This is a genomic window from Cryobacterium sp. Y62 (assembly GCF_002929785.1).
Lineage (GTDB): Bacteria > Actinomycetota > Actinomycetes > Actinomycetales > Microbacteriaceae > Cryobacterium.
In genome coordinates this window covers 12,769-36,335 of sequence record NZ_PJJK01000085.1, presented here as the reverse complement: position 1 = coordinate 36,335, position 23,567 = coordinate 12,769, and the positions used below count along the sequence as shown (strand labels likewise).

Genomic DNA, 23,567 nt, shown 5'->3' with positions numbered 1-23,567 from the left:
GATCCACCAGTAACAACTAGATCATCTAGAGCCGCCCGTCGTCGGGCCTGCACGGCTGAATCTTGGTCGTGCAGTCCCAATTTAATGTGAATACCCTTCGCAAGACGTGGCGCAGTGTCCTATTCGGGCGGCAGAACGAAACTGTAGTCGTAGGTGCCGTCGGACTCGTCGAAGAAATGCTGAACACGGGCGATCAACGCCCACCCGCGCGCCGAGGTCGCTGACTGCGGCCGTGTTTCCCAATGGTAAAACCGGACGTAACCACAGCCAACCATATGCACATCTTCACCACCGAAATTCGATTGACGGGCTTAGATTTTTGGAATCCGTGTGTTCGTCCTTGCCCACTACCGCTGCTCCCACACGAAGTACGCTCTGGCCTACTCAAGAACGCTGGCACGCGCCGCGACGAGCCCGCCGACTAACGCCATAGCTGGTCATCTGCGTCTCGCCCGCAAGTGGGATGGCTGATCTCACCCGGTTCCGCGCCTCTATCGCATCGCTGAACGCATGTGCAATAATCTGCGTATGAATGCAGATAAGAAGATGTGCACGCTTGATTCTGATGGAGAGTACGTCGAGCTGGCCGTCGAGGTCTTTGCGATGCTCGCCGACGCCACGCGAATTCGCATCATTCTGGCTCTGCGAGACACTGAGCTCTCGGTAAACCAGCTCGCCAAGACGGTCGATAAGTCTCAAGCTGCCGTCTCCCAGCACCTCGCGAAACTGCGGCTCGGGCACCTCGTGGCGACCCGCCGCGAGGGCACACGGGTGTTCTACCGTCTGGCCAATGAGCATGCCCGCCAGCTCGTCGCGGACGCTATTTTTCAGGCTGAGCATGCTGCCGACGGCACACCGGCGCACCACCGGCATCCGCTTGAGCGGGCAGCTGACACTCACGATGTGGGTGCTCATGCTTGAGGTTCTGCGCAACCGAACGTATCGGCGATTGTTCAGCGCGCAGATCGTGGCGTTGATCGGTACAGGAATGCTCACCGTGGCTTTGGGTCTGCTCGCGTTCAACCTCGCCGGCGGCGACGCCGGCATCGTGCTCGGCGTCGCACTGACGATCAAAATGCTCGCCTATGTCGGCGTCGCCCCAGTGATCTCTGCGCTGACGACGCACGTGCCGCGAAAGACCCTGCTGGTGTCCGCGGATGTGCTGCGCGCGATCGTCGCACTCTCGCTGCCGTTTGTCACAGAAGCCTGGCAGATCTACGTGCTCATCTTCGCACTACAAGCCGCCTCGGCCGCGTTCACCCCCGCATTCCAAGCTCTGCTACCGGCCGTGCTTCCAAACGAGAGTGACTACACCAAGGCTCTGTCGTTATCCCGGTTGGCTTACGACCTCGAATCACTCCTGAGCCCCATCCTCGCTGCAGCCCTCTTGACCGTGATCAGCTACCACTCCCTCTTCGTAGGCACGGTCGTCGGATTCGTTGGCTCCGCCCTACTCGTATTCACGGCTACCCTGCCGGCGCACCACGCCTCCCCTCCGACACCATTCTGGGAGCGACTCACCCGCGGCGCACGGGTCTTCTTTCGCACACCGGAATTGCGCGCCTTGCTGGCCATGAACATGGTCGTCGCTACCTCAACCAGCATGGTCATTGTCAACACTGTCGTGCTCGTGCAAAGCCATTTCGGCCGCGCGCAGTCCGACTTTGCACTCGCCCTGGCCTGCTACGGATTCGGGTCTATGCTCGTCGCGCTCGCGCTGCCGCGGGTATTCGAACGTTTTGCCGACCGAAACGTCATGCTTCTCGGCTGTGCGGTGCTGCCGGTCGGACTTCTCGCCCTCGCCGGTGTTGTCTGCGCGCCGGCGACAACCCTGACTTGGTCTGGTCTCTTGGTGATCTGGTTCGTGATGGGCGCCGCGACTGCGCTCATCCTGACGCCATCGGCACGACTATTGCGCCGCTCGTCGGACGAGACTAATCGGCCGGCCGTCTTTACTGCACAATTCTCGCTCTCTCATGCCTGCTTCATCGTGACCTACCCTCTGGCCGGAATACTCGGCGCCCTGCTCGGGCTGGTGCCTACTGCCGCTGTACTGGCCGGTATAGGGATAATCTCTGGGATCATTGCGGTTCGAGCCTGGACGACTCAGACGACACCTCTCGCAGAGGTGAATCAACGAGCGCTGTCGGAGAGAAAGCTGTCTTGACCGCCCGAACTGGTCACAGAACATGTCGTGACGCACCGTGGTTTTTGCTCCCGTCAAACTGGCATTCAGGATTCCCCGCCCGCCGTGGGGTATTCTGCGAGGGAAGACAGTGGCAGTTCATTCGTGGGCTGAAGGTAGACAAGTAGGTGAGATGACGAGGGAGCGCGCGGTACGATGGCTGGTTGCGCCCGTCTCTGTGTCGCCTTTCGTTTCCCTGCTTGCTCTAACCGCGTTACTCTTTGCCGTTTTCGCAATTCATTCCGAGGCTACCGGGCATGCCATGCATACACCGGCCCTTACTGCATCAAGTGTCGCTGAGCAGCAATCTTCGGGAATGGGTATGGCTGCTGTCATGGCTACTCCCGTCGTAGCGGCGATTTCGTCAGGGAGCCTGGACGGGATGCTTGATTGCGCTCTGCTGGCAATGACCTGCGTTCTGCTCCTCACTCTCGTCGTCCTGGTTTTCCTGACTCAGCTCCCGGCCACGTATCGACGCTTGCTCGATGCCGGCGGCATCATCCTGAACTCCTGGCGCACCAGCGCTCTGCCGGTTCAGCGACCCAGCCTCACCCTTCTCTCCATCTGTCGCGTTTAGACCGTGATGTAGTTCCGAGCCAGCACGTGGCCTCGGAATCCTGCCGTGCCCGCGGCCACTCGGTTTTTACTACTTAACGACGAATGGACAAACGATGCTCAAACCACGAACCTTCTTTTATGCCGCTGTGACCCTGGCGGCAGCTCTCACTCTCAGCTCATGCGCAGGCGGCAGCCCGGCCAGCGACTCAACAAGCCCCTCGGCTAGCCAAGCCACAGCGACGTTCAATTCTGGCGACGTGACCTTTGCGCAAATGATGATCCCCCATCACGAACAAGCAGTTCAAATGAGCGATGACCTCCTTGCGAAGGACAGTATTAATGAAAGCGTGATCGACCTCGCGACGGAGATCAAGGTCGCTCAGGAACCGGAGATCACGCAGCTCAAAGACTGGTTGACAGCGTGGGGCGAGGATGAAAACGGCATGCCGGGTATGTCCGGTATGGGCGGTGGTGCTGACGGGATGATGTCCGACGACGACATGATGGCGCTGCAGGATGCCTCGCGAGTAGAGGCCAGCACCTTATTCCTCGAACAGATGACAGTGCACCATGAAGGCGCTGTCGCGATGGCTCAGCTCGAACTTGATGATGGTGAGAATGCGGAGGCGCAGGCGATGGCCGCCGACATCGTCAAGACGCAGACGGCCGAAATTGCCGCCATGGCCGAGCTCCTCGCCTCGCTCTAGAGCGGCACGTCCGGGCGGGTTCTCCTCTGGATGACCCGCCCTTGGAACCCACCGTTCGTTTTCTGAATCACCGGCAAGGACATATTCATGTATCGTGGTCAAAATTTTCATCTGATGCGTAATCCCGGGATGATGCCCCGTGGATAACACCGGTCACGTCGCCACAGCGCCTCACATCTCCGGCGCTATTGCGCAACTGTCACGACGCGATGCGCGCGCATTGGAGGGCAGGCTGCGTACGCGCCGATCCGGCCCTTCGAAACTTGCGCCACCCGCCAAGACTGTGGCCCCCCGACCCATCCCGTTGCGCCAGCGCGCTGCGGCCGGAAGCGCCATGGCCATGATCGCACTCTTCGCAATCAGCACGTCTCTGCCCGCGCTTGTGGTCAACACGGAACCAGCGCAAGCCACAGCTACCAGCGCCGACCAGACGAATGATCTGCAAAGCGTCACGGCAAAAATAACGGCATCCGTTCTCATCGAACGCGACGGATATACCATCACGGAAGCACCCGAACCGGCCTCCTACACCGAAGTCGCCAGCAACGGCGAATGGGCCAGCCTGAGTCCGGGCCAGCTCAGCGATCAAGGCTGGGCTCTACCAGTTCTGGGCCGGATATCGAGCCCCTTCGGTTCTCGCCCGAACAAACCCGTTGATGGTGTCGGCGACTTCCACAATGGAACCGACATAGCCGCACCCTGCGGCCAACCCGTCTTCGCGGCGACCGGAGGCAAAGTTGTCACCTCTGGCTATCAGGGCTCCTATGGCAACTGGATTCTCATCGACCACGGCAACGGCGTCGAGACGGGATATGCCCACAACAGTCAGCTCCTCGTCGACTCCGGTCAGCTGGTCGTGGCCGGAGAAATCATCGCGATAGTCGGAACGACCGGTGCATCCAGCGGCTGCCATGTGCATTTTGAAGCACGTATCGATGGTGAACGCATCGATGCGGAAGGATTCATGAAAAACCGGGGGGTCTCTCTTGACTAGGCGCAGAACTCGCGCACGGGTCGCTCTAGTAGTGGTGACGGTGTTGTCGCTCCTCGGAATCGCGGCGCCGGCCGGCGCGGCGGAGTACCCGAGCTGGTCTAATGTGAAAACCGCTCGGTCATCCGAAGCGGGTAAACAAGCGCAGGTCACGGAGTTGACTGAGCTGATCACAGGCCTCAACGCCGAAGTGGATGCCGCGCGTGCGGAAGCATCTCGTCGTGCGGCCACCTACGAGGCCGCGCAAAACGCATTCGACGATGCGACCTTGCGAGCGACAGATTTGCGGTACCGGGCCGACGCTGCTGCGGCTGCAGCTTCGGCAGCCGCAGCATTGAGCAGGCCTGCAGGCGGCAGCAGCAGGCCCAACGCACAGGGTTTATCAGGCTGGATTAGTTCAGCGTATTGGGCTCGGTCCTACAAACCAGTGGCCGGGGTCGGTGCGTTCCACTATGGAACCGACATCGCCGTGGGCTGCGGTCAGAACGTGTCCGCAGCATCCGCTGGAACAGTCAGCTACGCCGGCTGGCTTGGATCCTACGGCAACTGGGTCCTCATCGACCACGGGGATGATACCCCAACCGGTTACGCACACAACGGCTCACTGCTCGTCAGCGCCGGGCAACAGGTTTCCACGGGCGCCACCATCGCTCTTGTGGGGACAACGGGTGCGTCCGACGGCTGTTGTCACCTGCACTTTGAAACGCGAGTCGATGGTGCCCGCATCAATCCACAACCCTTCATGAGCGCGCGAGGAGTCACTCTTGGTTAGATTCAACCGGTCACGGCGCCGAATCATTGCACTGTCATTCCCGCTCGTTGGCCTGATAATTCTCACGGGTTGTTCCGCCAACGATTCGGGTTCGGCGACAGTATCGCCCAGCATTGACTCGGCGGCGAACCCTTTCGAGCACGTGCATGGCCTCGGCGCCGATCCCCTCACTGGAGAGACCTACGCGGCAACCCACCAGGGCGTGTGGCGCATTCCCACCGGCATGCTGCCCGACACCTATCTGACCGGAGCGCCGCGAGCGAACACGACCCAGCCGCTACAGATCGCCGGCCGGGCGCAGGACACAATGGGTTTTACTGTGGCTGCGCCCGGTCAGTTATTAGCGTCTGGTCATCCCGATCCGGCCGAACCCAGCGACCTGGCACTGCCCAACCTGGGACTTATCTCCAGCACGGACGGTGCGTCCACCTGGACGGCACTGTCGCTGGCAGGCAAGACCGATTTTCACGATCTGGATGCTGTCCCCCTCGACGACGGCACCCTCCGCGTCTACGGGTACGACGCGGGTGCCGGCGCCATTTCCGTCAGTGACGATTCCGGCCTCACCTGGACAGCAGGAGCGGTTCTCACCCTGCGCGACCTGAGCGCGGATCCGGTACAAGCCGATCGGCTCTACGCAACGACCGCCGCAGGCGTCATGGTGAGCACCGACGCGGGCCGCACGTTCACTGCATTGACCGGTGCACCGGCGCTGCTCCTGCTGGACGCCGTCGACACAAACGCAGGCGGAAGATTGGTCGGTCTGGATCCCAGCGGCGGAATCTGGCGTCAGGTCGCCGAGACGTGGACGCAAACCGGAACGACCGGACGCGCCCCGGAAGCGTTCACCGTCGTCGGCGGATCCTCGCCCTGGATCCTCGTCGCGGATGCCACCGGCATCGCCGCCAGCAACGACTTCGGGAGTTCCTGGACCGCTCTGGTATCGCTGTCCAAATAGCGACCGGATGACCGGAGGACATAGGCCATCCGACCGACGTTCGCTTCATCAGCACCGGCAGCGGCACCGTACCCAGCGCTGCCACGCTTCCTTCAACCTTTTTCCTACGCGCGCTAACGTACCGGCCTAGGCGCCGGGCAACAATCCGATCTGAATGTGTACGGCAGACTTCCAACGGGAAAAATACCCCTAAGGGTATAATAGAAGCTATTCAAAGTAGTGAAAGGTATCGCATCATGATGTGGGACAACGGAACTATGGGATGGTCCTGGGGATTCGGACTGCTAGCAATGGTCGGCATCGCAATTCTCGTATACGTCATCATTCGCTTATCAACAAAAAACGGGGAGCGTGGTCCTTCGTCACCGTCCCCCTCAGCGCCGCCTGATCTAACCAGCGCGCGGAAGATGCTCGATGAGCGATTTGCCCGCGGGGAGCTGACGGCAGAGCAGTACCGCGAACAGATACGGGTGCTCGGCGAAGGACGATGATGGTTGATATTAGTCGCCGAAACGCTCTCATTCTTGGCGGCGTAGGAGTTGGCGGGGTAGCCATCGGCGGGACCGCCTTCGTCGTAAATCAAAAAAAGGGGAGGCGCGCAGCGTCGGAAGACGCGCCTGGTGTCGCCCTTGTTCAGCCCGATGAGCTGCGCAGTTCGGGCGGCGTCCTGACTGTGTCCTTGGAGTCGTCGTCTCAGAAGGTCAGCATTGCTGGCCGTGACGTGCGTGCGCTCAGTTACAACAGTGGCGTGCCCGGCCCCACTTTGCGCGTTCGAGCTGGAGATACACTCAACGTCAGCCTTCGCAATGGTCTGGCAGATCCGAGTAACCTGCACGTGCACGGCCTCCACGTCTCGCCGGAGAATAATGGCGACAACATGTTCGTCATGATTGAAGCTGGCGCTTCATTCGATTACCAGTACAAACTACCTACCAACCACCCGCCGGGTGTGTATTGGTATCACCCACACCACCACGGCTATGTCGCCGACCAAGTGTTCGGGGGCCTCTATGGCGCCATCATCGTGGAAGACCCTGAGGAGATTGCCGCCACCCGGGAGCGCGTGCTGGTCATTTCCGACATCACCCTCGATTCGACCGGTACCATTCCAACCGCCACGGCGATGCAGAAAATGTCGGGTCGCGAGGGTGAGCTCGTTCTAGTCAACGGGCAACTCTCCCCCGCATTGAGCGCTGGCGCAGGCGAGCGTGAACGCTGGCGGCTCGTCAACGCGTGCACCTCCCGCTATCTGCGGCTTCGACTCGACGGGCAACAACTCACCCTCCTCGGCATCGACTCCGGCCGGTTCGAATCTCCCCGCGATGTTGACGAAATCGTCTTGGCCCCTGGCAATCGTGCCGACCTTTTGGTGACCGGTCGCGTCGGCACGTCCACGCTTCGAGCTCTCCCCTACGACCGCGGCGCATCCAACGGCATGATGGGCGGCGGAATGATGAGTGGCAGCACGGCTACCTCTGTCGATATTGCGTTGGCTACGTTCGCAGTGGTCGCGGCCCGCAGCGTCAAATTGGCCGCGGTACCCGACCAGCCTGCATCGAACGACCTCCGCTCGGCGACCATCACCGCTCGCCGCGAGTTGGTTTTCGCTATGGGAATGGGTGGCGGCATGAGCAGCGGCATGATGTCCGCCACGATAAACGACCAGGCATTTGATGCCACCCGCATCGACACCACCGTACAATTCGAGAGCGTCGAAGAGTGGACGCTCACTAACACCAGCACCCTCGACCACCCACTGCACCTGCACGTCTGGCCAATGCAAATCATTGAACAGGATGGCCGACCAGTCGAATCAGCGATCTGGCAGGACGTCGTCAATATACCGTCGCTCAGCAGCGTGCGCGTTCGGATCGCGTTCGACGGTTTTAGGGGACGAACCGTCTACCACTGCCATATTCTCGACCATGAAGATGCCGGAATGATGGGCATTCTTCAAGCGCTGTGAACACATCATCAGGGTCTCGGGCTCGCCGCACGGCTGCACTAACACCAATAGGCGTCCACGGAACCAACTATGCATCCACAGGGCAGAGCACGACGTCGTCACCCTGTGACTGGGTTCTCCGGAGCAAAATTCTCGGTGAAGGGATACGACTGCAGATCGGTGCACCGGCACGTTGTTATTGCTCTAATGGATGCGTCGCCGCACGTCCATCCCTCCTCGGGCAGTTCCGGAAGCATCGGGTCCTGTACAACCAGATCCTCGGCATCTATTTCGAAAGCTTGCACGCCGTTTGGCGCTGTGCAGGCGACGCCAACGGCATCGCCTGATTCGGTCAGGGGGGCGACGTCGCCGATGGGACCACGATGAGACGCCCCATACCTCACGACGGTCGGCGTGGCCGAATAGCCCACCGATGGTCACGCCCGAGAATTCTGGCGGCGAGAAACAACGGCTCTGATCACGACGGGCAGCACGGAGAGCACGACGATGCAGATCAGTACGAGGTCGATGTAATGTGCGGCGAAGTCGGCGACGCCCGGAATATGAGCCAACCCAAACCCCAGGAGCACTACCTCGGTCGCCCACAGCACCGCGCCGGCGATGTTGAACATCGTGAATAGGCGCCGCGGCATTTTGCCCACGCCGGCCGCGACGGGAGCAAAGGTGCGCACAACGGGCACGAAGCGGGCGATCGTGACGGCCGCCGGTCCGAAACGATCATAAAACCCCTGCGTTCGTATTACGCTTCTGCGGCTGAACAGGCCGGAGTCGCGGTGGTCGAAAATGCGCCGGCCCGTCGTGCGCCCGATGATATAGCCGAGCTGGTCGCCCAGCGCGGCCGAGACTGCAATCGTCGGGATGACAATCCAGAGCGGCTGGCTGATCACCCCGCTGAGCGTGAGAACGCCGGTGAAGAACAGCAGGGTATCACCGGGGAGGAAGAATCCGACGAGCAGGCCCGTCTCCACGAACACGATCACGCACACGACGACGAGGCCCCAGCCGCCGGCGCTGGCGATCACTGACTGCGGATCCAGAAAACCGGAGGTGGGCAGTGCGGTGACGGTCATAGTATTCATGCTGCAAGGGCTTTCTCTGAGTTTTCTGAAGACGGGCCGGGCATCCTCTACGGCACGCGGGTGGGGTTATATGGTGGCCGTCAGTTGGGCGGTCGTGGTGTGTGCGCGGCGGATGAGTACGATCACCAGGATGAGGATCACGGCCAGGAACAGCACGCTGGTTCCAGTGGTCCCAAGTCCCAGACCGCCGTCGCCGACGGACTGGGAGAGCAGATCACCGGTGGATGCGCCCAGCGGACGGGTCAGGATGTAGGCGATCCAGAAGGCGAGTACAGCGTTGAGGTGGAAGACGAAGTACGCCACGGTGACCAGCGCGATGGCGGCAGCGAAGACGAGCAGTGCTACGAGGAAGCCCAGGTTCAGTCCCTCAGCTACGAGGTCGCCCGCCGCGGTGCCAAGGGCGAATGTGAACAACACTGCTAGCCAGTAGAACGTCTCCCGTCGGGCCGTGAAGATCGAGTGGATGGAGAGAGTCTTCTCCGAGCTGGCCCAGACGGTGAAGGTTGCGGCCAGTGCGATGGCGAAGACAACCGTCGTGACCCACAGAGGCACGCCGAGGCTGTCGGTGAGGTTATCGGTGATCAGAGTACCTACGACGCTGATGAGCACCACCGCCAGCCAATAGACGGCCGGAGTGTATTTGTGCAGTCTGAACTGCACGATCAGGGCGACAATGAGCAGGACCGCCATGATCACCGAAGTGATCGAGAGACCCAGGCCGAGGTCGACGTTGAGGAAGTCGGCGGCGGTCTCCCCCACAGTGGTCGCGAGTACCTTGATCACCCAAAAGATGAGAGTCACCTCGGGCACCTTGGTCAGGATATGCCGTACGGGCGAAACGGTCGAGAAGAGCGTTGAGGTCGTGGACAAGTGTTCCTCCTGGAATGGGGCGGTAGCACTAGCGAACACGGCGGCGTCTAAGACTTCTCACAGAAACCAACAATGGCCGCCAGGGATCTAGGAATTCGCATTCTTTTGTTCGACGAACGACTTTCGTTGGTCACGGCATAGATCAGGCGGGCTTTGCCCGCGGAACGGTCAGGCAGATTGCTGTGCCCGCGGCAGTGCTATCGACGACGTGCACGGATCCGCCGTAACGCACAACAATTTCGCGCACCAGGGACAAGCCAATTCCAAACCCGGTGCGGGACTCATCGCCGTCGGCATCCGGCGGGGCGGAGTGGGCGAACCGACCGAAAATTCGGGCAGGGTCGATGCCGTGGATGCCTGGACCTCGATCGCGCACGGTGACCGCCACAGTCTTCTTGGTCACGGCCACGCTCACAGTGATGGCCGAGTCGTACGGCGCGAAACGCACAGCGTTATCCAGCAGGGCGACTACGCATCGGGTGATGCTGATTGCTGGCACCCGCACCGACGCGAGCTGCGGAGCATCCAGTTCGATGTTGACGTGTTTGTCGACGGCAATGAGTGCCATCGACTGCACGGCGGCGTCAACGGCAGCGATCAGATCGACCACGACCGTGTCATGCACGGCTGCGCCACCGACTTCGGCCGATTCGAGCAGGTCGTTGACGATGTGGATTAGGTCTTTCGCGTCGCTGCGGAGCTCCGCGACGACCGAGGCCGACGGGTCATCGGCGGAAAGTGTGCGTTGCAGGATTTGCAGGCGGGCATCGAGTACCGCGAGCGGGGTGCGCAGTTCATGGCTCGCGTCGGCGACAAAGGCTCGTTGGATGCGCAGCACGTCGCCGAGGGGTTGCACAGCGCGGCGGGTGACCAGCCAGCTCAACACCCCTGCGAGAACGATCAAGGCCACACCCAAAACTGCGGCAGCGCGCAGCAGCTTGACGGCGCTGACCTGCAGGTTGTCAGTGTCCGGCACTGGTTCAAACAATTCACCGGGCGAGATCTCGGACAGGATGTAGACGAACACGGCCACGACGACCACAGCCACGACCGCAGCACACGCGATTGCGATTCGCGTACCGACAAGACGGGAGGCCCGACGGATGGCGAGGGTGTCGCTGTCGATGACGGGAATTTTTCGGCGGGTCATGGTTGTCCCAGACGGTAGCCCTCACCGCGCACGGTGAGGACAATGTCGGTGTCGGTCTTGCGCCGAAGGTAGTGCACGTAGGTATCCACCGTTCCGGCGGTGTCCGCAGCGCTGAAAACGGTTCGCAGGATCTGCTGGCGGGAGAACGTACGTTGCGGGGCATCCGTTAACATTTTGAGCAGTTCGTTCTCCTTGACCGTCAGCAGGATACGCCCGTCATACGGGGAATAGATCGTGCGACTGTCCGGGTAGTACTCCCACCCACCGACCAGCACCGTGCGACCCTCCCCGGTGAAAACCCGACGAATGGCTCGCAGCCGCGCGAAGAGCTCCTCGAATTCGAACGGCTTGACCAGGTAATCGTTGGCGCCGATATCGAGCCCGGCCACTTTATCGCCGGTGGTTCCCAGGGCCGTCAGAAGCAGGATGGGGGTAGTGACCAATTTGCGGCGGAGGGCTTCAACTACTCCCAGCCCGTCCAGCCCAGGCAGGCGCCGGTCGATCACCATCACCTCGAATTCACCAACGAGGCCGACTGCCAGACCAACCGCACCGTCTGTAACCAGCGTGACATTGTAGGTTTCCGTGAGCACGTCCCGGATCATCGGGCCGAGCTTGGCATCGTCCTCGATCAGCAGCAGTCGGGCACGAGCCGTACTCTCAGCGGGCATCCGCGGTTCCTCCGTAGGCGGGTCCAGCATGCAGGCCGGATCGACGTTCGCTCCAGTGTGACAGTGAAAGCCACCAGGCCGCATTCACCAGCGCCACCGATAGCCAGAAGCACCGAGCTTGACCGTGCTGTCCTTGGCCGGACCTACGTTGGTGGCCATGGTCGAATCGCCGCTCGCTGGGGTGCTCAAGGTGTCGCCATTGGCGGGGACATCGGTGTCCAACGGAACGCCCTGGTCGTAGAAGCCGATCACGTCATCCTTTTGAACTGTCACTGCTGGCACGGAATAGGTTTCGACCTCACCGGTGTCCACGGTCGGTGTCGGCACCTCCAGCTCGGAGCTGGTGTCGATGACAGTGAGCTCACCCGCGGTGCCGGTCGGTCGCAGCACTAGTGCATGGAAGAGGTTGCCCGCCGAAGTGGTCGGGCTTGCTCCGGCGGTGCCCTGGTTCCAACTCTGGAAGTCGTTGAGCGTGCCGGCGGGTAGCTTGGAGTGGTCGAGTATGACCAATACCGGCCCCAACTCACCAGTCGGCTTCGCATAGTCAGTCGCGTGCGTGCGCTCGGTCAGCGGCCTACCGTACAGGATCGGCGTCGGGGTCCCGAGGCTGATTTTCACCATCGCATCCGCTAACGCCTGCGGGCTGTTCGCCCAATTCGGGTGGGGCCGAAGTAATGTGGCACCTTTGCCACGTCGATGGCGCTCCTGGGGACCGAAGCCTCCGCCGCATCGGGTCGGAAGAGGCCCATCGAGCCTGGATCGCGCCTGCATCCGTTGTGGCATCGGGCGGGGGTCGGAAAACCTCGCGGCCAATCGCGGGCATTCTGACGCCCGAACCCATTACCGCCATTACCGCCGACGATGCGTTAGCTCACGAAGCCAGTTGGGACTTCGCCCACAACGGACAACGGTCTGAGGTGCGCGGAGGCACCTCAACACTCGACAAGCGGAATCGCAAGATGCCTGCTCTACGCCCCGTCACGCCCAATGTCCCCAAGGTACTGTGGACATCATTGCCGTCGCCCGTCCGGAGGATGACGAAACACAAGAGGAGAACCAGATGTCAGTCGGTTTGCTCGCCGTCGTCGATGACATACTCACCGCCGCACTCAAGGCGAGCGCCAAGACCGCCGGCGTCGTCATTGACGATGCGGCCGTCACCCCGCAGTATGTTCAGGGGCTGTCGCCGGCGCGCGAGCTGCACGTCGTCTGGCGCATTTCACTCGGTAGTCTGTTTAACAAGTTCGTCATCATCATTCCGCTCGCATTGCTCCTGTCAGCCTTCGCGCCGTGGGTGTTGCCGTGGCTGCTCATTCTCGGCGGCACCTACTTGTGCTTCGAAGGTGCGGAGAAAGTCACCGAATGGTTCGGCGCGCATCACGGCACCGAGGAGACCGAATCGCGAGATGAGGGCAAGCTCATCTTCGGCGCCATTCGCACCGACCTCATCCTCAGCACAGAGATCATGCTGATCGCGCTGGCAAGCCTCGACCCCGATTTTGGGCTCTGGATGACGCTCGGCGCGTTGGTGGTGATCGGTCTCGGCATGACGGTGCTCGTCTATGGCGCCGTCGCGCTGCTGGTCAAGATTGACGATGTAGGCCTGTCGCTAATGAAAAACCCCGCACGGCGGGTAAGACGCACCGGCGCACGCATTGTGGCCGCAATGCCGGCCGTGTTCCGCGTGATCGGCATCATCGGCACGGTCGCCATGCTGTGGGTCGGCGGCCACCTCGTGATCGCCAACCTGGCCGAAACTTTCTGGCACGGCCCCTACGACGTTTTGCACGCGGCGACGGATGCCGTCGAATCTGCCGGACCCGTCGTCGTCTGGGTATCCGACACCGCGATGTCGGCTGTGTTCGGCCTCATTCTTGGCCTAATCATCATCGGGATTGCTTTCGGAGTATCGGGTCTGCTTAAGCGGGACCGGCCAGACGCCATCGCGGAGGAACACTCAGCGCCAAATGTCTAGCTGGCGCGCAGGCGTGGTGACCGCACTACCCGGTTCGCGACGCAGGTACATCTACTCATAGTTGAGATCGTGGCTAATTCGGCCTACTGGTCCCGCTACCCGCCTCGGCGGCAAGGAATACCTCACACCCCACGAGGTTGCACCGAGTAATGATTACGTCACCCGAACCACGCAACCGCACCGCCCTCGTCGTCGGAGCTTCCGGCATCACCGGATCTGCCGTCGTTGACCAGTTGGCTGCCGAGGGCTGGCACGTGCTCGCCCTCGCCCGCCGCAGCGGCCGTGACCTACCCGGCGTCCGCTGGATCCAGGCAGACCTCCGCTCCGGCGCCGACCTGATGCGAGCACTGGCCGATGAGAACCCCGAGCAGGTCTTCTTCACCGCGTGGTCCCGTCAGGAGACCGAAGAACTCAACATCGAGGTGAATGCCGCCATGGTCCGCGACCTCCTCGCTGCACTCGCCCACGCCCCGGTTGGCCATGTCGCCCTAGTCACCGGACTGAAGCATTACCTCGGTCCGTTCGAAGCCTACGGGCAGGGCAATATGCCCGACACCCCCTTCCACGAAGACGAACCGCGCCTCGACGTTGCGAATTTCTACTACGCGCAGGAAGACGAGCTGTTCGCGGCATCCGCTCGCCAAGGATTCACTTGGTCAGTGCACCGTTCACACACCGTGATCGGCCACGCGGTCGGTAACCTCATGAACATGGGTCTCACCCTCGCTGCGCAGGCATCCCTGTGCAGACACCTCGGCATTCCCTTCGTTTTCCCCGGCAGCGAGACGCAGTGGAACAGCGTCACCGACATGACCGACGCGACCATCCTCGCCGAGCAGATGGTGTGGGCCGCGACAACGGATGCCGGCGCCAACGAAGCATTCAACGTGGTCAACGGCGATATCTTTCGTTGGCGAGCGATGTGGCCAAAGATCGCCGCATACTTCGGCGTCGAGCCGGAAGGTTACATCGATGAGCCGCGACCCCTTGAGGTGCAGATGGCCGGCATGGAGTCGGTCTGGGCCGAGCTCGCCGCCACGCACGGCCTCGTAGAGTCAGACCTGGGGCGCATCGCGTCCTGGTGGCACACCGACGCGGACCTCGGCCGCAAGATCGAAGTCTTCACCGACATCACCAAGAGCCGTCTCGCTGGCTTCACCCCACACCATCGCACGATTGACTCATTCACGTCTCTTTTCGACCGCTACCGTGCAGAAAAGCTCATACCTGACACAGCAGACTGACCACCTAGCGGGGAATATATCGCTCGATCGATGCGGCCTTCGCCGCGCGATCTGCGGCCCGCCACTAGTGGTGGTACCGGCCACCGAACGACCTACCAAATCACTGAGATTCGGGTCTGGGACGTTGATAACTGCGGGTTGGAGTCCAAAATGACTGCTATGACGAACGTGACACGCGCCGCGCTGGTAAGCGGAGCATTTGTTGAACTGGCTGACACTTTGGTCGGAGAATACGACGCCATCGATCTTTTGCGCACTCTGGTCGATCAATGTGTGGTGTTGCTCGACGCTACCGCGGCGGGTCTTCTTCTGGCTGACTCGAACGGTAACCTTCAGGTCATTGCCGCCACGAGCGAGGAGAGCCATCTTGTCGAGGTACTGCAACACCGGGCCGGAGCAGGTCCCTGCGTTGATGCCTATCGATCCGGTGAGGTCGTCACGCTGAGCAATATTGCGACGGACGGACACCGATACCCCGATTTTCAGGCGGCAGCGCTGTCGCAGGGTTTCCAATCCGTGCATGCCATTCCCATGCGGTTACGCCCCAATACCATCGGAGCGCTGAATCTGTTTCGAGAACGAAAGGGCACCTTGAGTACTGAGGACGCGGTAATTGGTCAGGCGCTGGCCGATGTCGCGACCGTTAGCCTCCTTCACGAACGCTCGGCTCGAAAAAACGCCACGGTGAATGCTCAACTGCAGCATGCACTCACAAGCCGGGTTTTTATCGAGCAGGCCAAAGGCGTCATCGCCGCACGCAATAACATCAATATGGATGACGCTTTCAAACGCCTCCGTGAGCACGCCCGTGCACACCAGGAGCCTATGCGCCAAAGCGCCGAAAACGTGATCAACAACGTCGTGATGATCTAGAGCGCCTGGCATGAGACCGGCAGAGTTGAAGAGGGCGAGGACGGCGAGCCCGTCGGCTAGTGCGCGATCGAGCACCGGCGGCGTGGAATTGGCGGTATGCCGCTACGCGGGGCCGTCTCGGGGCGTTGGACATGCAAAGAGGCGGGCCCCGCGTGCTGTGTGCACGTGGGACCCGCCCGGTGTCCTGCAAGGGAATTCTTGGTGGGAGCTAGCCTGGTGGTGAGTTCTTCTGGTTAGGCGCCCTTGCGGATGGTGACGGCGATACCGTCGGTGAAGAAGTTGCGGGCGTGATCGATGGTGGTCGCCGTCGACGCGACGATGCCGCAGTTGAAATTGTCGGTGTCGCGGCCGAATTTGTTGTCCTTGATGACGGTGCCGAGCAGGGGGCCGTAGGTCTTCTGCGCGATGTTCACTGTGCAGTGTCCGCCGTCGGCGTAGTTGTTGGTGAAACTGAAGTTGGAGACCTTTCCGCGGTCCTGAGTAACCTGCACGGCGGCGCTGTAGCTGCCGGTCAGGCGGTTGCCGTCGATTTTGATGTTGTTGCCGATCTGAACCTGAATGCCGTCATCGTGGCTGGGCGTTCCGCCGTGGTTCGGGTCCTTGGCGTAGTGGGCGTGGTCGTGGATCCAGGACTTCTGCACGGTCACGTTGCTGCCGGTGATGTGGATGCCGTCGATGACGTTGTGAATGTTCAGGCGGGTCGCGGTGAAGTTATAACCGTAGATCCCGTGGTTATTGTTCGACATGACGGTGGGAAAGATTTCGGTGTCGGTCAGGACCAGGTTACTGAAACCACCCAGGTTGTTAATGAGCACGCCGGGCTTGTCGGCACGACCGCGAATGATGGAGTTCTTGATCGTGACGTTGGCCGCGTTGATCTTCACCAGACCGCGAATGTCGAGGCCGTTGAGCACGGTGCCGGGGGTAGTGACGTTTACGTCACCGTTGACAACTTTGAGTACGGTGCCGGCGGGAACGCCGGTGTTCGTCCCGTTCGGCGTGCCGCTGGTGGGCGCCGGAGTCGGCGCCGGAGCGAGAGCCGGAGCCGGAGCCGGCGCGGGTGCCGGTGACGGTGCCGGAGCCGGTGCGGGTGCCGGTGCGGTGGTCGGAGCGGGAACGACCTTCTTGGTGTAGCCGACGACGGTCATTTCGACCTTGACGTTGGCGTCACTGCTGGCAACGACGATGGTTCCGTCTGACTTGCTGGTGACCGGAACCGTGTAGCTGCGCTCGGGGCCATCTCCGACCGGAGCCGTGAAGTAGTAGCGCTGGGTGTACTCCGGACCGACCAGAACCTTAATGTCGGTACGGGCAGCAGCGGTGGTGTCGAACGTGACGTCAACGGAGGCTGCGTCGGCCGGGATGGTGCCGAGGTCGTAGGAGACCTTGCTTCCGGCGGGCACGGCAACCGTGACGGTGTTGGCGGCGGCGTTGGCCGGAATGACGGCGAGGCCGCTGAACGCGACGGCGAATGCGCCGGTCGCGGCGATGAGGGCCAGGCGGCGAGAAGGTCGAGCGGTGGAACGTGAAGCGAAAGCAGTGGAGATCATGGTTCACATTTCGTTTAGTGCACAGAATCGGGCGGTGCGAGTGAGGGCTGTAGGGGGCCGTGGTGACTAAGATGAGCATTGCCCACAATGGGGAATGTCACAAGCCAACACATAGCTTTCTCAGGTTCACCCCAGTTCAGGGGTAGACAATTAGCGAATTTTTGACAAAAAAAAGCGGCCGGACCTGCGTTAACAGGTTCGGCCGCATCCGTTTCAGGATTTTGGGGAATTATCCTTTCGAAATTTTTACCGGGCTGCCATCGGTGAAATAGTTACGAGCGAAATCGATCTTCGTCGAGGTCTGCGCGATGACAGCACAGTTGTTCAGACTGGTGTCGCGACCGAACTTGTTGTCGGTGATCGTCGTACCCTGGAGGGGCCCGTAGTCCTTCTCGGCGATGTTCACCGTGCAGTGTCCGCCGTCAGCGTAGTTGTCCGTGTACGAGAAGTTGGAGACCCGTCCACGGTCCTGCGTGATCTGCACCGCGGCGCTGTAGGAATCGGTCAGGCGGTTACCGGTGACGCTGATGTTGTCGCCGACCTGGATCTGGATCGAGTCGTCATGACTCGGCGTACCGCCGTGATTCGGATCGTTACGGTAGTGCAGGTTGTCATGGATCCAGCTGTTCCTGATCACGACGTTGCTGCCAGTAACGTGGATTCCGTCGATGACATCGTTGATGTTCAACCGGGTCGCGGTGAAGTTGTAGCCGTAGATGCCCATGGCGTCGGGCGACGCGATGGAGGGGCTCAGCTCGGTATCGACAATCACGAGATTGCTGAAGCCGCCAAGATTATTGATCAGCGCCCCGATGCCGTTCAATTCGCGACCACGAATGATCGAGTTCTTGATGGTGACGTTCGGGGCCTCGATTTTAACCAGACCACGAATGTCCAGGCCGTCGAGCACTGTGCCGGTCTTGGTGACAGTGATGTCACCGTTGTGCACGGTCAGCGCGGTACCGGCCGGAACGCCGGTGTTGGACTTACCGGGCATGCCGCCACGGGACGGGGTAGGTTCAGGCGACGGCGCCGGAGTGGGCGTCGAGATCGACGTGGGCATCGGGATCGGCTCGGCAGTCGGGGCGGGCTCGGCAGTCGGCGTGGGTGACGGCTTTGGAGCCGGCGCCAGCACGGGACTGGGTGTGATCACGCGACCAGCCTCGCCGCGTTCAAAGCCGACGATGGCGAGGTTCAGCGTCACGGTAGAGGCGCGACTGCTCACGGTGATCGTGCCGTCGGTCTTGTCCGTCACGGGAACCGTGATGGTGGCCGTAGCGCTCGTCCCGGTCGGAGCGGTGAATGCGTAGGTTTGGGTGTTCTCAGGTCCGACAGAAATTTCGACCCGGCTGGGAACTCCGTCGTTCGATGTGGAGTACTCCACCTCGATGGAGCTCAGGCCGGTAGGTACAGTGCCCAATCGGGCGGTGACACTTTCTCCGGCCGGGACAACGATGGACGGGCGCATCGGGTCCGCGGCACTCAGGTTGGCACCGCTTTGGTCGGAGCTGCCTACTTCGGCGATAGCCGGAACAGCAGCGAGCCCCGAAAGGGCGACCGTCGAGGCGACGAATGCCGCCCAAATAACCAATCGTCGAGCCCGGAGCGGGCTGCTTTCGGCGAGGTGTTGAGGGGTACGAGTTGAGTTGTGGTTAATTTTAGGCGTGCGGGATGCTTTATATGCCATGGGCTCGTTATGTATATTCCGGGTCGCGCACAAGTTCGGTACGTGCAGGTGGTTGGCTGTAGGGAGCCGAGAGGATAAAACATGAGCTTGACTCAGAAAATCCAAAGACACAAATCGATCCGTGATATTCCAACTTCACAACGATGCCAACCAGGCGCAAAAAATGCGGCCGGACCTGCGTAAACAGGGCCGACCGCATCCGTTAGAAAAAGTTAGCGTTTGCGCTTCTCGCGCACGCGCATGCTGAGATTGATCGGGCTTCCCTCGAAGCCGTAGATCTCGCGCAGGCGACGCTGAATGTAGCGACGGTAGCCGGGGTCAAGGAACCCGGTGGTGAACACCACGAACGTCGGCGGACGGCTCGAGGCCTGAGTGCCGAACAGGATGCGCGGCTGCTTGCCGCTGCGCACGGGGTGTGGGTGAGCTGCGGCGAGCTCGGCCAAAAATGCGTTGAACTTGCCGGTGGCGATGCGGGTGTCCCACGACTCGAGTGCGAGCTCGAGGGCTGGAACCAGCTTCTCCATGTGGCGACCGGTTTTGGCGGAGATATTCACGCGCGGGGCCCAGGCCACGTGGGCTAGGTCCTGCTCGATTTCACGTTCGAGGTAGCGACGACGGTCGTCGTCGATCTGGTCCCACTTGTTGAATGCGAGCACGAGCGCACGGCCCGACTCGATCACAAGGTCGATCACGCGCACGTCCTGCTCGCTGATAACCTCGGTCACGTCGAGCAGCACGACGGCCACCTCGGCCTTTTCGAGGGCTGCGCTGGTGCGCAGCGAGGCGTAGAAATCGGCGCCCTGTGAGAGGTGAACACGACGACGGATGCCGGCGGTATCGACGAAACGCCACACCTTGCCGCCAAGCTCAACCTGCTCGTCCACCGGGTCACGGGTTGTGCCGGCGAGCTCGTTGACGACAACGCGCTCCTCCCCCACGACCTTGTTGAGCAAGCTGGATTTGCCGACGTTCGGGCGGCCGAGGATGGCCACGCGGCGAGGGCCACCGACCTCCTGCTTGGCAACGTTGGAAATTTCGGGCAGCACGAGCAGAATCGCGTCGAGCAGGTCGGCAACGCCACGACCGTGCAGGGCAGAGACCGGCCATGGCTGGCCGAGGCCGAGCGACCACAAGCTGGCCGCTTCGGGCTCCTGACGCACGTCGTCGACCTTGTTGGCGATCAAGAAGACCGGCTTGCCGCTTTTGCGCAGCATGCGCACGACGGCCTCATCGGTCGATGTCGGGCCCACGTTGGAGTCAACGACGAACATGACGAGGTCGGACAGGTCAATGGCGATTTCGGCCTGAGCGGCGACGGAAGCGTCGATGCCCTTGGCGTCTGGCTCCCAGCCGCCGGTGTCGACGAGGCTGAACTTGCGTTCGTTCCAGTCGCCCTTGTACGCGACGCGGTCACGCGTGACCCCGGGGGTGTCCTCGACAACGGCCTCACGGCGGCCGAGGATGCGGTTGACCAGTGCCGACTTACCCACGTTCGGGCGGCCGACGATGGCGATCACCGGAACGGCGGGCAGGTACTGGATCGCGTCGGGATCGTCGGTGACGGCCTGCAGCACGTCGAGGTCTTCCTCGTCGAGGTCGTAATTGTCGAGGTCGGTGCGCAGCGCGGCTGAGCGCCGGGTGGCCAGTTCCTCATCGAGATTGGCGAGTCGTTCCGCCAGCTCGGTGTCGAGCGCTGAGCTCGTGTCGTCGTATTCGTTACTCATTCAAAGCCCGCTTCGTGCGTGTGTGTATGACGTCGATGACCGCTTCAATGGTCTGCTCGAAGTCGAGGTGGGTGGAGTCGACGGTTATCACACCGTCTGCGGCGCTCATGAAATCGACAATCTGTGAGTCAGCGCGATCACGCGATCGCAGCTGTTCTGCCACGGTTTCAGCCGACTGGGTCGTTATTTCCGCAGAGCGTCTAGCCATTCTAGCCTCCTCGGATGCCGTGAGTAGAATGCGCACCGCTGCCTCGGGGGCGACGATGGTCGTAATGTCGCGTCCTTCGACCACAACGCCGGGCCGATCAACGTTCGCGGCCAAGCTGCGAAAGAGTTCGGTGAGCGCTGCCCGCACCTCGGGAACGCGGGCGACAGCGCTGACCGTTGCACTAACTTCCGGAGAGCGGATGGCGTCGGTCACGTCGGTCTCCCCCACCGTCACGAAGTACTCGTCGGGGTCGGTACCGATCGAGTAGTCGAAGTCTTTCAGGAGCGCGGCGACGGCATCCGCTTCGGTTGTCTCGGTTTTTCGGTCGAGAGCCAGCCAGGCCAGCGCCCGGTAGGCGGCGCCGGTATCGAGGTAGGCGAAGCCGACGCGGCGGGCGACAGCACGGCTTACGCTCGACTTGCCGCTGCCGGCCGGCCCGTCGATCGCGACGAGGGTGGGGAGGGCGTGACGTGCCATGCTTTAACCAGCAATCCGCCAGCCGCGGGCGGCCAGCTCTTCGGTGAGGCGGGTGACGGCCTCGGGCAGTACGGAGATTTCGGCGAGGCCGATCTGGGCACCCGGCGAGTGTTCCAAGCGTAAGTCTTCGAGGTTGACGCCGAGGTCGCCGATGTCGTTGAGCAGGTGGGCGATCTGACCGGGCTGGTCGTTGACCATGACCACCATCGACGAAAATCGACGATCCTGGCCGTGTTTTCCGGGCAGTCGGGCAACGCCGGCGTTGCCGCCGCCGAGTTCTTCGGCGATTTGACGCTGCGCTCCCGGCTTGGTGGGGTCTTCGAGGGCGTCGATGAACCGGTCGAGGTCGTCGCGGTAGGCCCGCAGCACGTCGCGCACCGGACCGGCATTGGCGCCGAGAATCTGCACCCACAAATCGGGGTCGCTCGCTGCGACGCGGGTTACGTCGCGCAAGCCCTGACCAGCCAGGTTGAGCGAAGAGTTCGCGGCACCGGTGAGTCGGCGGGCCATCAAAGTGGAGATGACCTGTGGAACGTGCGAGACCAGGGCAACGCCGAGGTCATGTTCCTCGGGGGTCATCTCGACCAGAATGGCGCCGAGGTCAAGGATGAGGTCGTCGATTGCTCCGGCCTGACGGTAGCTGATCGCGTCGTGTGCGGCAACGACCCAGGGGCGGCCGATGAACAGATCGGCGCGGCCGGAGAGCGGACCGCCCTTCTCCCGACCGGCAAGCGGATGCGATCCGATGTACCGGCTGATATCGGCGCCACGCTCGCGCAGCTCGGCCAGCGGAGCCAGCTTGACGCTCGCGACATCCGTCACGATCGCGCTCGGGTAGGCCTCGAGCTCTCTGGCGACGATGTCGGCGGTGACGTCGGGCGGCACGCAGACCACGATCAGCTGCGGTTGGTCGTCTGGCTGGGCGGCACGCCCGGCTCCGTAATCAATCGCGATGCGCAGGTTGGTCGGTGAGGCATCGCTGAGAATCGTTTCGATCTTACGATTGCGCAAACCGAGGCCGACGCTGGTTCCGAGCAGGCCGACGCCGACGATACGTACCGGGCCGACGAGGCGGCTTTCAGCCATGGATTTCAGTCCTTAGTTCGCGCGGAGTTAGTTAGCATCAGGGCGAGCGCTCGGTGCCTGGCGGGACACGGTCAGCAGCTGGCCCAGTTCTTCGCGGGTGAGTTCCCGCACGGCGCCCTGCTGCAAGGTGCCGAGATTCAGGGGGCCGAACTGGCGACGCACCAGGTCAACCACCGGATGACCGACGGCGTCGAGCATTCGTCGCACGATACGGTTACGACCGGAGTGCAGGGTGAGCTCGACCATACTGTGGCCGCCGCCTGGAGGGCTCGTGAGGATGCGGGCCTTGTCGGCGTGGATGGGGCCATCCTCGAGTTCGATGCCGCTCTGCAACTGGCCGATGGTCTGCGGCGAGACGCGGCCCTCCACTTTGGCGATGTAGGTCTTCGAGACGCCAAAGGAGGGGTGCGCGAGCACGTGCGCGAGGTCGCCGTCGTTGGTGAGAATGAGCAGGCCGCTGGTCTGGGCGTCGAGCCGGCCCACGTTGAACAGGCGTTCATCGAACTGGTCAGTGAATTCGCGCAGGTCGGGGCGACCGCTCTCGTCCTGCATCGAGGAGACGACACCGACCGGCTTGTTGAGCATGAGGTAGCGGCGGGTGGTGTCGAGCTGCACGGCCACGTTGTCGACGGCGACCTGATCGGTTTCGGGGTGCACGCGGCGACCGAGCTCGGTGACGACCTTGCCGTTCACCCGCACGCGACCGGAGGTGATGAGGTCTTCGGAGACGCGGCGGCTGGCGACGCCGGCCGAAGCCAACACCTTCTGGAGGCGTACACCGTCGGCAGCGGCCTCCGGGTTGAAGTTGGGGTCGCGGGGCGTCACGTCATTGGTCG

22 protein-coding genes and 1 pseudogene are annotated in these 23,567 nt (G+C 62.0%); 11 read left to right on the top strand and 12 right to left on the bottom strand.

The window, feature by feature from the left end; all coding sequences use genetic code 11:
* Positions 1-143: 143 nt before the first annotated feature.
* Positions 144-295: pseudogene (locus CXY71_RS21785) on the bottom strand (IS3 family transposase); the annotation flags it as partial.
* Positions 296-528: 233 nt separating this feature from the next.
* Between CXY71_RS21785 and CXY71_RS04280 the strand changes: the two are divergent.
* The 8 genes from CXY71_RS04280 (at position 529) to CXY71_RS04240 (ending at position 8,137) form a co-directional block, all read left to right on the top strand.
* Positions 529-921, top strand: a complete 393-nt coding sequence (locus tag CXY71_RS04280) for a metalloregulator ArsR/SmtB family transcription factor (RefSeq protein WP_199184206.1) — start codon at positions 529-531, stop codon at positions 919-921.
* Positions 839-2,167, top strand: coding sequence for an MFS transporter (locus CXY71_RS04275; protein WP_368665855.1), 1,329 nt, complete (start codon positions 839-841; stop codon positions 2,165-2,167). Before CXY71_RS04280 ends, CXY71_RS04275 begins: the two co-directional genes overlap by 83 nt.
* Before the next feature lie 352 nt (positions 2,168-2,519).
* Positions 2,520-2,762: a hypothetical protein gene (locus CXY71_RS20570; RefSeq protein ID WP_146071605.1), complete on the top strand. Its 243-nt coding sequence runs from the start codon at positions 2,520-2,522 to the stop codon at positions 2,760-2,762.
* A gap of 238 nt (positions 2,763-3,000) precedes the next feature.
* Entirely contained in the window at positions 3,001-3,450 is a 450-nt protein-coding gene (locus CXY71_RS04265) for a DUF305 domain-containing protein (protein WP_368665854.1), read from the top strand.
* A 283-nt stretch (positions 3,451-3,733) separates the two neighbouring features.
* The gene (locus tag CXY71_RS04260; RefSeq protein ID WP_146072746.1) at positions 3,734-4,444 is read left to right on the top strand and encodes a M23 family metallopeptidase; all 711 of its coding nucleotides are present in this window, start codon (positions 3,734-3,736) and stop codon (positions 4,442-4,444) included.
* Complete coding sequence (locus CXY71_RS04255; protein WP_104134439.1) at positions 4,437-5,213, top strand: M23 family metallopeptidase; 777 nt, start codon at positions 4,437-4,439, stop codon at positions 5,211-5,213. Before CXY71_RS04260 ends, CXY71_RS04255 begins: the two co-directional genes overlap by 8 nt.
* Entirely contained in the window at positions 5,206-6,171 is a 966-nt protein-coding gene (locus CXY71_RS04250; protein ID WP_104134438.1) for a F510_1955 family glycosylhydrolase, read from the top strand. Before CXY71_RS04255 ends, CXY71_RS04250 begins: the two co-directional genes overlap by 8 nt.
* Before the next feature lie 487 nt (positions 6,172-6,658).
* The gene (locus tag CXY71_RS04240; RefSeq protein ID WP_368665853.1) at positions 6,659-8,137 is read left to right on the top strand and encodes a multicopper oxidase family protein; all 1,479 of its coding nucleotides are present in this window, start codon (positions 6,659-6,661) and stop codon (positions 8,135-8,137) included.
* Between the two features lie 416 nt (positions 8,138-8,553).
* Here the strand turns inward: CXY71_RS04240 and CXY71_RS04235 are convergent, their stop codons facing one another.
* From CXY71_RS04235 to CXY71_RS04215, 5 genes are all read right to left on the bottom strand, one after another.
* A complete protein-coding gene (locus tag CXY71_RS04235) occupies positions 8,554-9,207 on the bottom strand; it encodes a DedA family protein (RefSeq protein WP_233204390.1) in 654 nt (217 codons plus the stop codon).
* A 75-nt stretch (positions 9,208-9,282) separates the two neighbouring features.
* Entirely contained in the window at positions 9,283-10,086 is an 804-nt protein-coding gene (locus tag CXY71_RS04230) for a hypothetical protein (protein ID WP_199184205.1), read from the bottom strand.
* 142 nt (positions 10,087-10,228) lie between these two features.
* Positions 10,229-11,236: a sensor histidine kinase KdpD gene (locus CXY71_RS04225; protein ID WP_104134434.1), complete on the bottom strand. Its 1,008-nt coding sequence runs from the start codon at positions 11,234-11,236 to the stop codon at positions 10,229-10,231.
* Entirely contained in the window at positions 11,233-11,907 is a 675-nt protein-coding gene (locus CXY71_RS04220; RefSeq protein WP_104134433.1) for a response regulator transcription factor, read from the bottom strand. The genes CXY71_RS04225 and CXY71_RS04220 overlap by 4 nt, the downstream gene beginning before the upstream one ends.
* 84 nt (positions 11,908-11,991) lie before the next feature.
* On the bottom strand, positions 11,992-12,528 hold the full coding sequence (locus CXY71_RS04215) for a hypothetical protein (protein ID WP_104134432.1): 537 nt from the start codon (positions 12,526-12,528) through the stop codon (positions 11,992-11,994).
* Positions 12,529-12,967: 439 nt separating this feature from the next.
* Here CXY71_RS04215 and CXY71_RS04210 point away from each other — a divergent pair, with 439 nt between their 5' ends.
* The 3 genes from CXY71_RS04210 to CXY71_RS04200 all read left to right on the top strand — a co-directional run bounded on the left by CXY71_RS04210 (position 12,968) and on the right by CXY71_RS04200 (position 15,999).
* Entirely contained in the window at positions 12,968-13,882 is a 915-nt protein-coding gene (locus CXY71_RS04210) for a DUF808 domain-containing protein (RefSeq protein ID WP_104134447.1), read from the top strand.
* A gap of 149 nt (positions 13,883-14,031) precedes the next feature.
* Complete coding sequence (locus CXY71_RS04205) at positions 14,032-15,126, top strand: SDR family oxidoreductase (RefSeq protein WP_104134431.1); 1,095 nt, start codon at positions 14,032-14,034, stop codon at positions 15,124-15,126.
* Positions 15,127-15,285: 159 nt separating this feature from the next.
* On the top strand, positions 15,286-15,999 hold the full coding sequence (locus CXY71_RS04200; RefSeq protein WP_104134430.1) for a GAF and ANTAR domain-containing protein: 714 nt from the start codon (positions 15,286-15,288) through the stop codon (positions 15,997-15,999).
* 233 nt (positions 16,000-16,232) lie between these two features.
* On the opposite strand, the gene CXY71_RS21405 is transcribed toward CXY71_RS04200, so the two are convergent.
* The 6 genes from CXY71_RS21405 to CXY71_RS04170 all read right to left on the bottom strand — a co-directional run bounded on the left by CXY71_RS21405 (position 16,233) and on the right by CXY71_RS04170 (position 23,556).
* A complete protein-coding gene (locus tag CXY71_RS21405; protein WP_199184204.1) occupies positions 16,233-17,549 on the bottom strand; it encodes a UrcA family protein in 1,317 nt (438 codons plus the stop codon).
* 229 nt (positions 17,550-17,778) lie between these two features.
* Positions 17,779-19,140, bottom strand: a complete 1,362-nt coding sequence (locus CXY71_RS04190) for a hypothetical protein (RefSeq protein WP_104134429.1) — start codon at positions 19,138-19,140, stop codon at positions 17,779-17,781.
* A 308-nt stretch (positions 19,141-19,448) separates the two neighbouring features.
* Positions 19,449-20,960, bottom strand: a complete 1,512-nt coding sequence (der, locus tag CXY71_RS04185; protein ID WP_104134428.1) for a ribosome biogenesis GTPase Der — start codon at positions 20,958-20,960, stop codon at positions 19,449-19,451.
* Positions 20,953-21,645: a (d)CMP kinase gene (cmk, locus tag CXY71_RS04180; protein WP_104134427.1), complete on the bottom strand. Its 693-nt coding sequence runs from the start codon at positions 21,643-21,645 to the stop codon at positions 20,953-20,955. The genes der and cmk overlap by 8 nt, the downstream gene beginning before the upstream one ends.
* 3 nt (positions 21,646-21,648) lie before the next feature.
* On the bottom strand, positions 21,649-22,731 hold the full coding sequence (locus CXY71_RS04175; protein WP_104134426.1) for a prephenate dehydrogenase: 1,083 nt from the start codon (positions 22,729-22,731) through the stop codon (positions 21,649-21,651).
* A gap of 27 nt (positions 22,732-22,758) precedes the next feature.
* Positions 22,759-23,556 (bottom strand): pseudouridine synthase, encoded by a 798-nt coding sequence (locus CXY71_RS04170; protein WP_104134446.1) that lies wholly within the window; start codon positions 23,554-23,556, stop codon positions 22,759-22,761.
* Between the last annotated feature and the right edge of the window lie 11 nt (positions 23,557-23,567).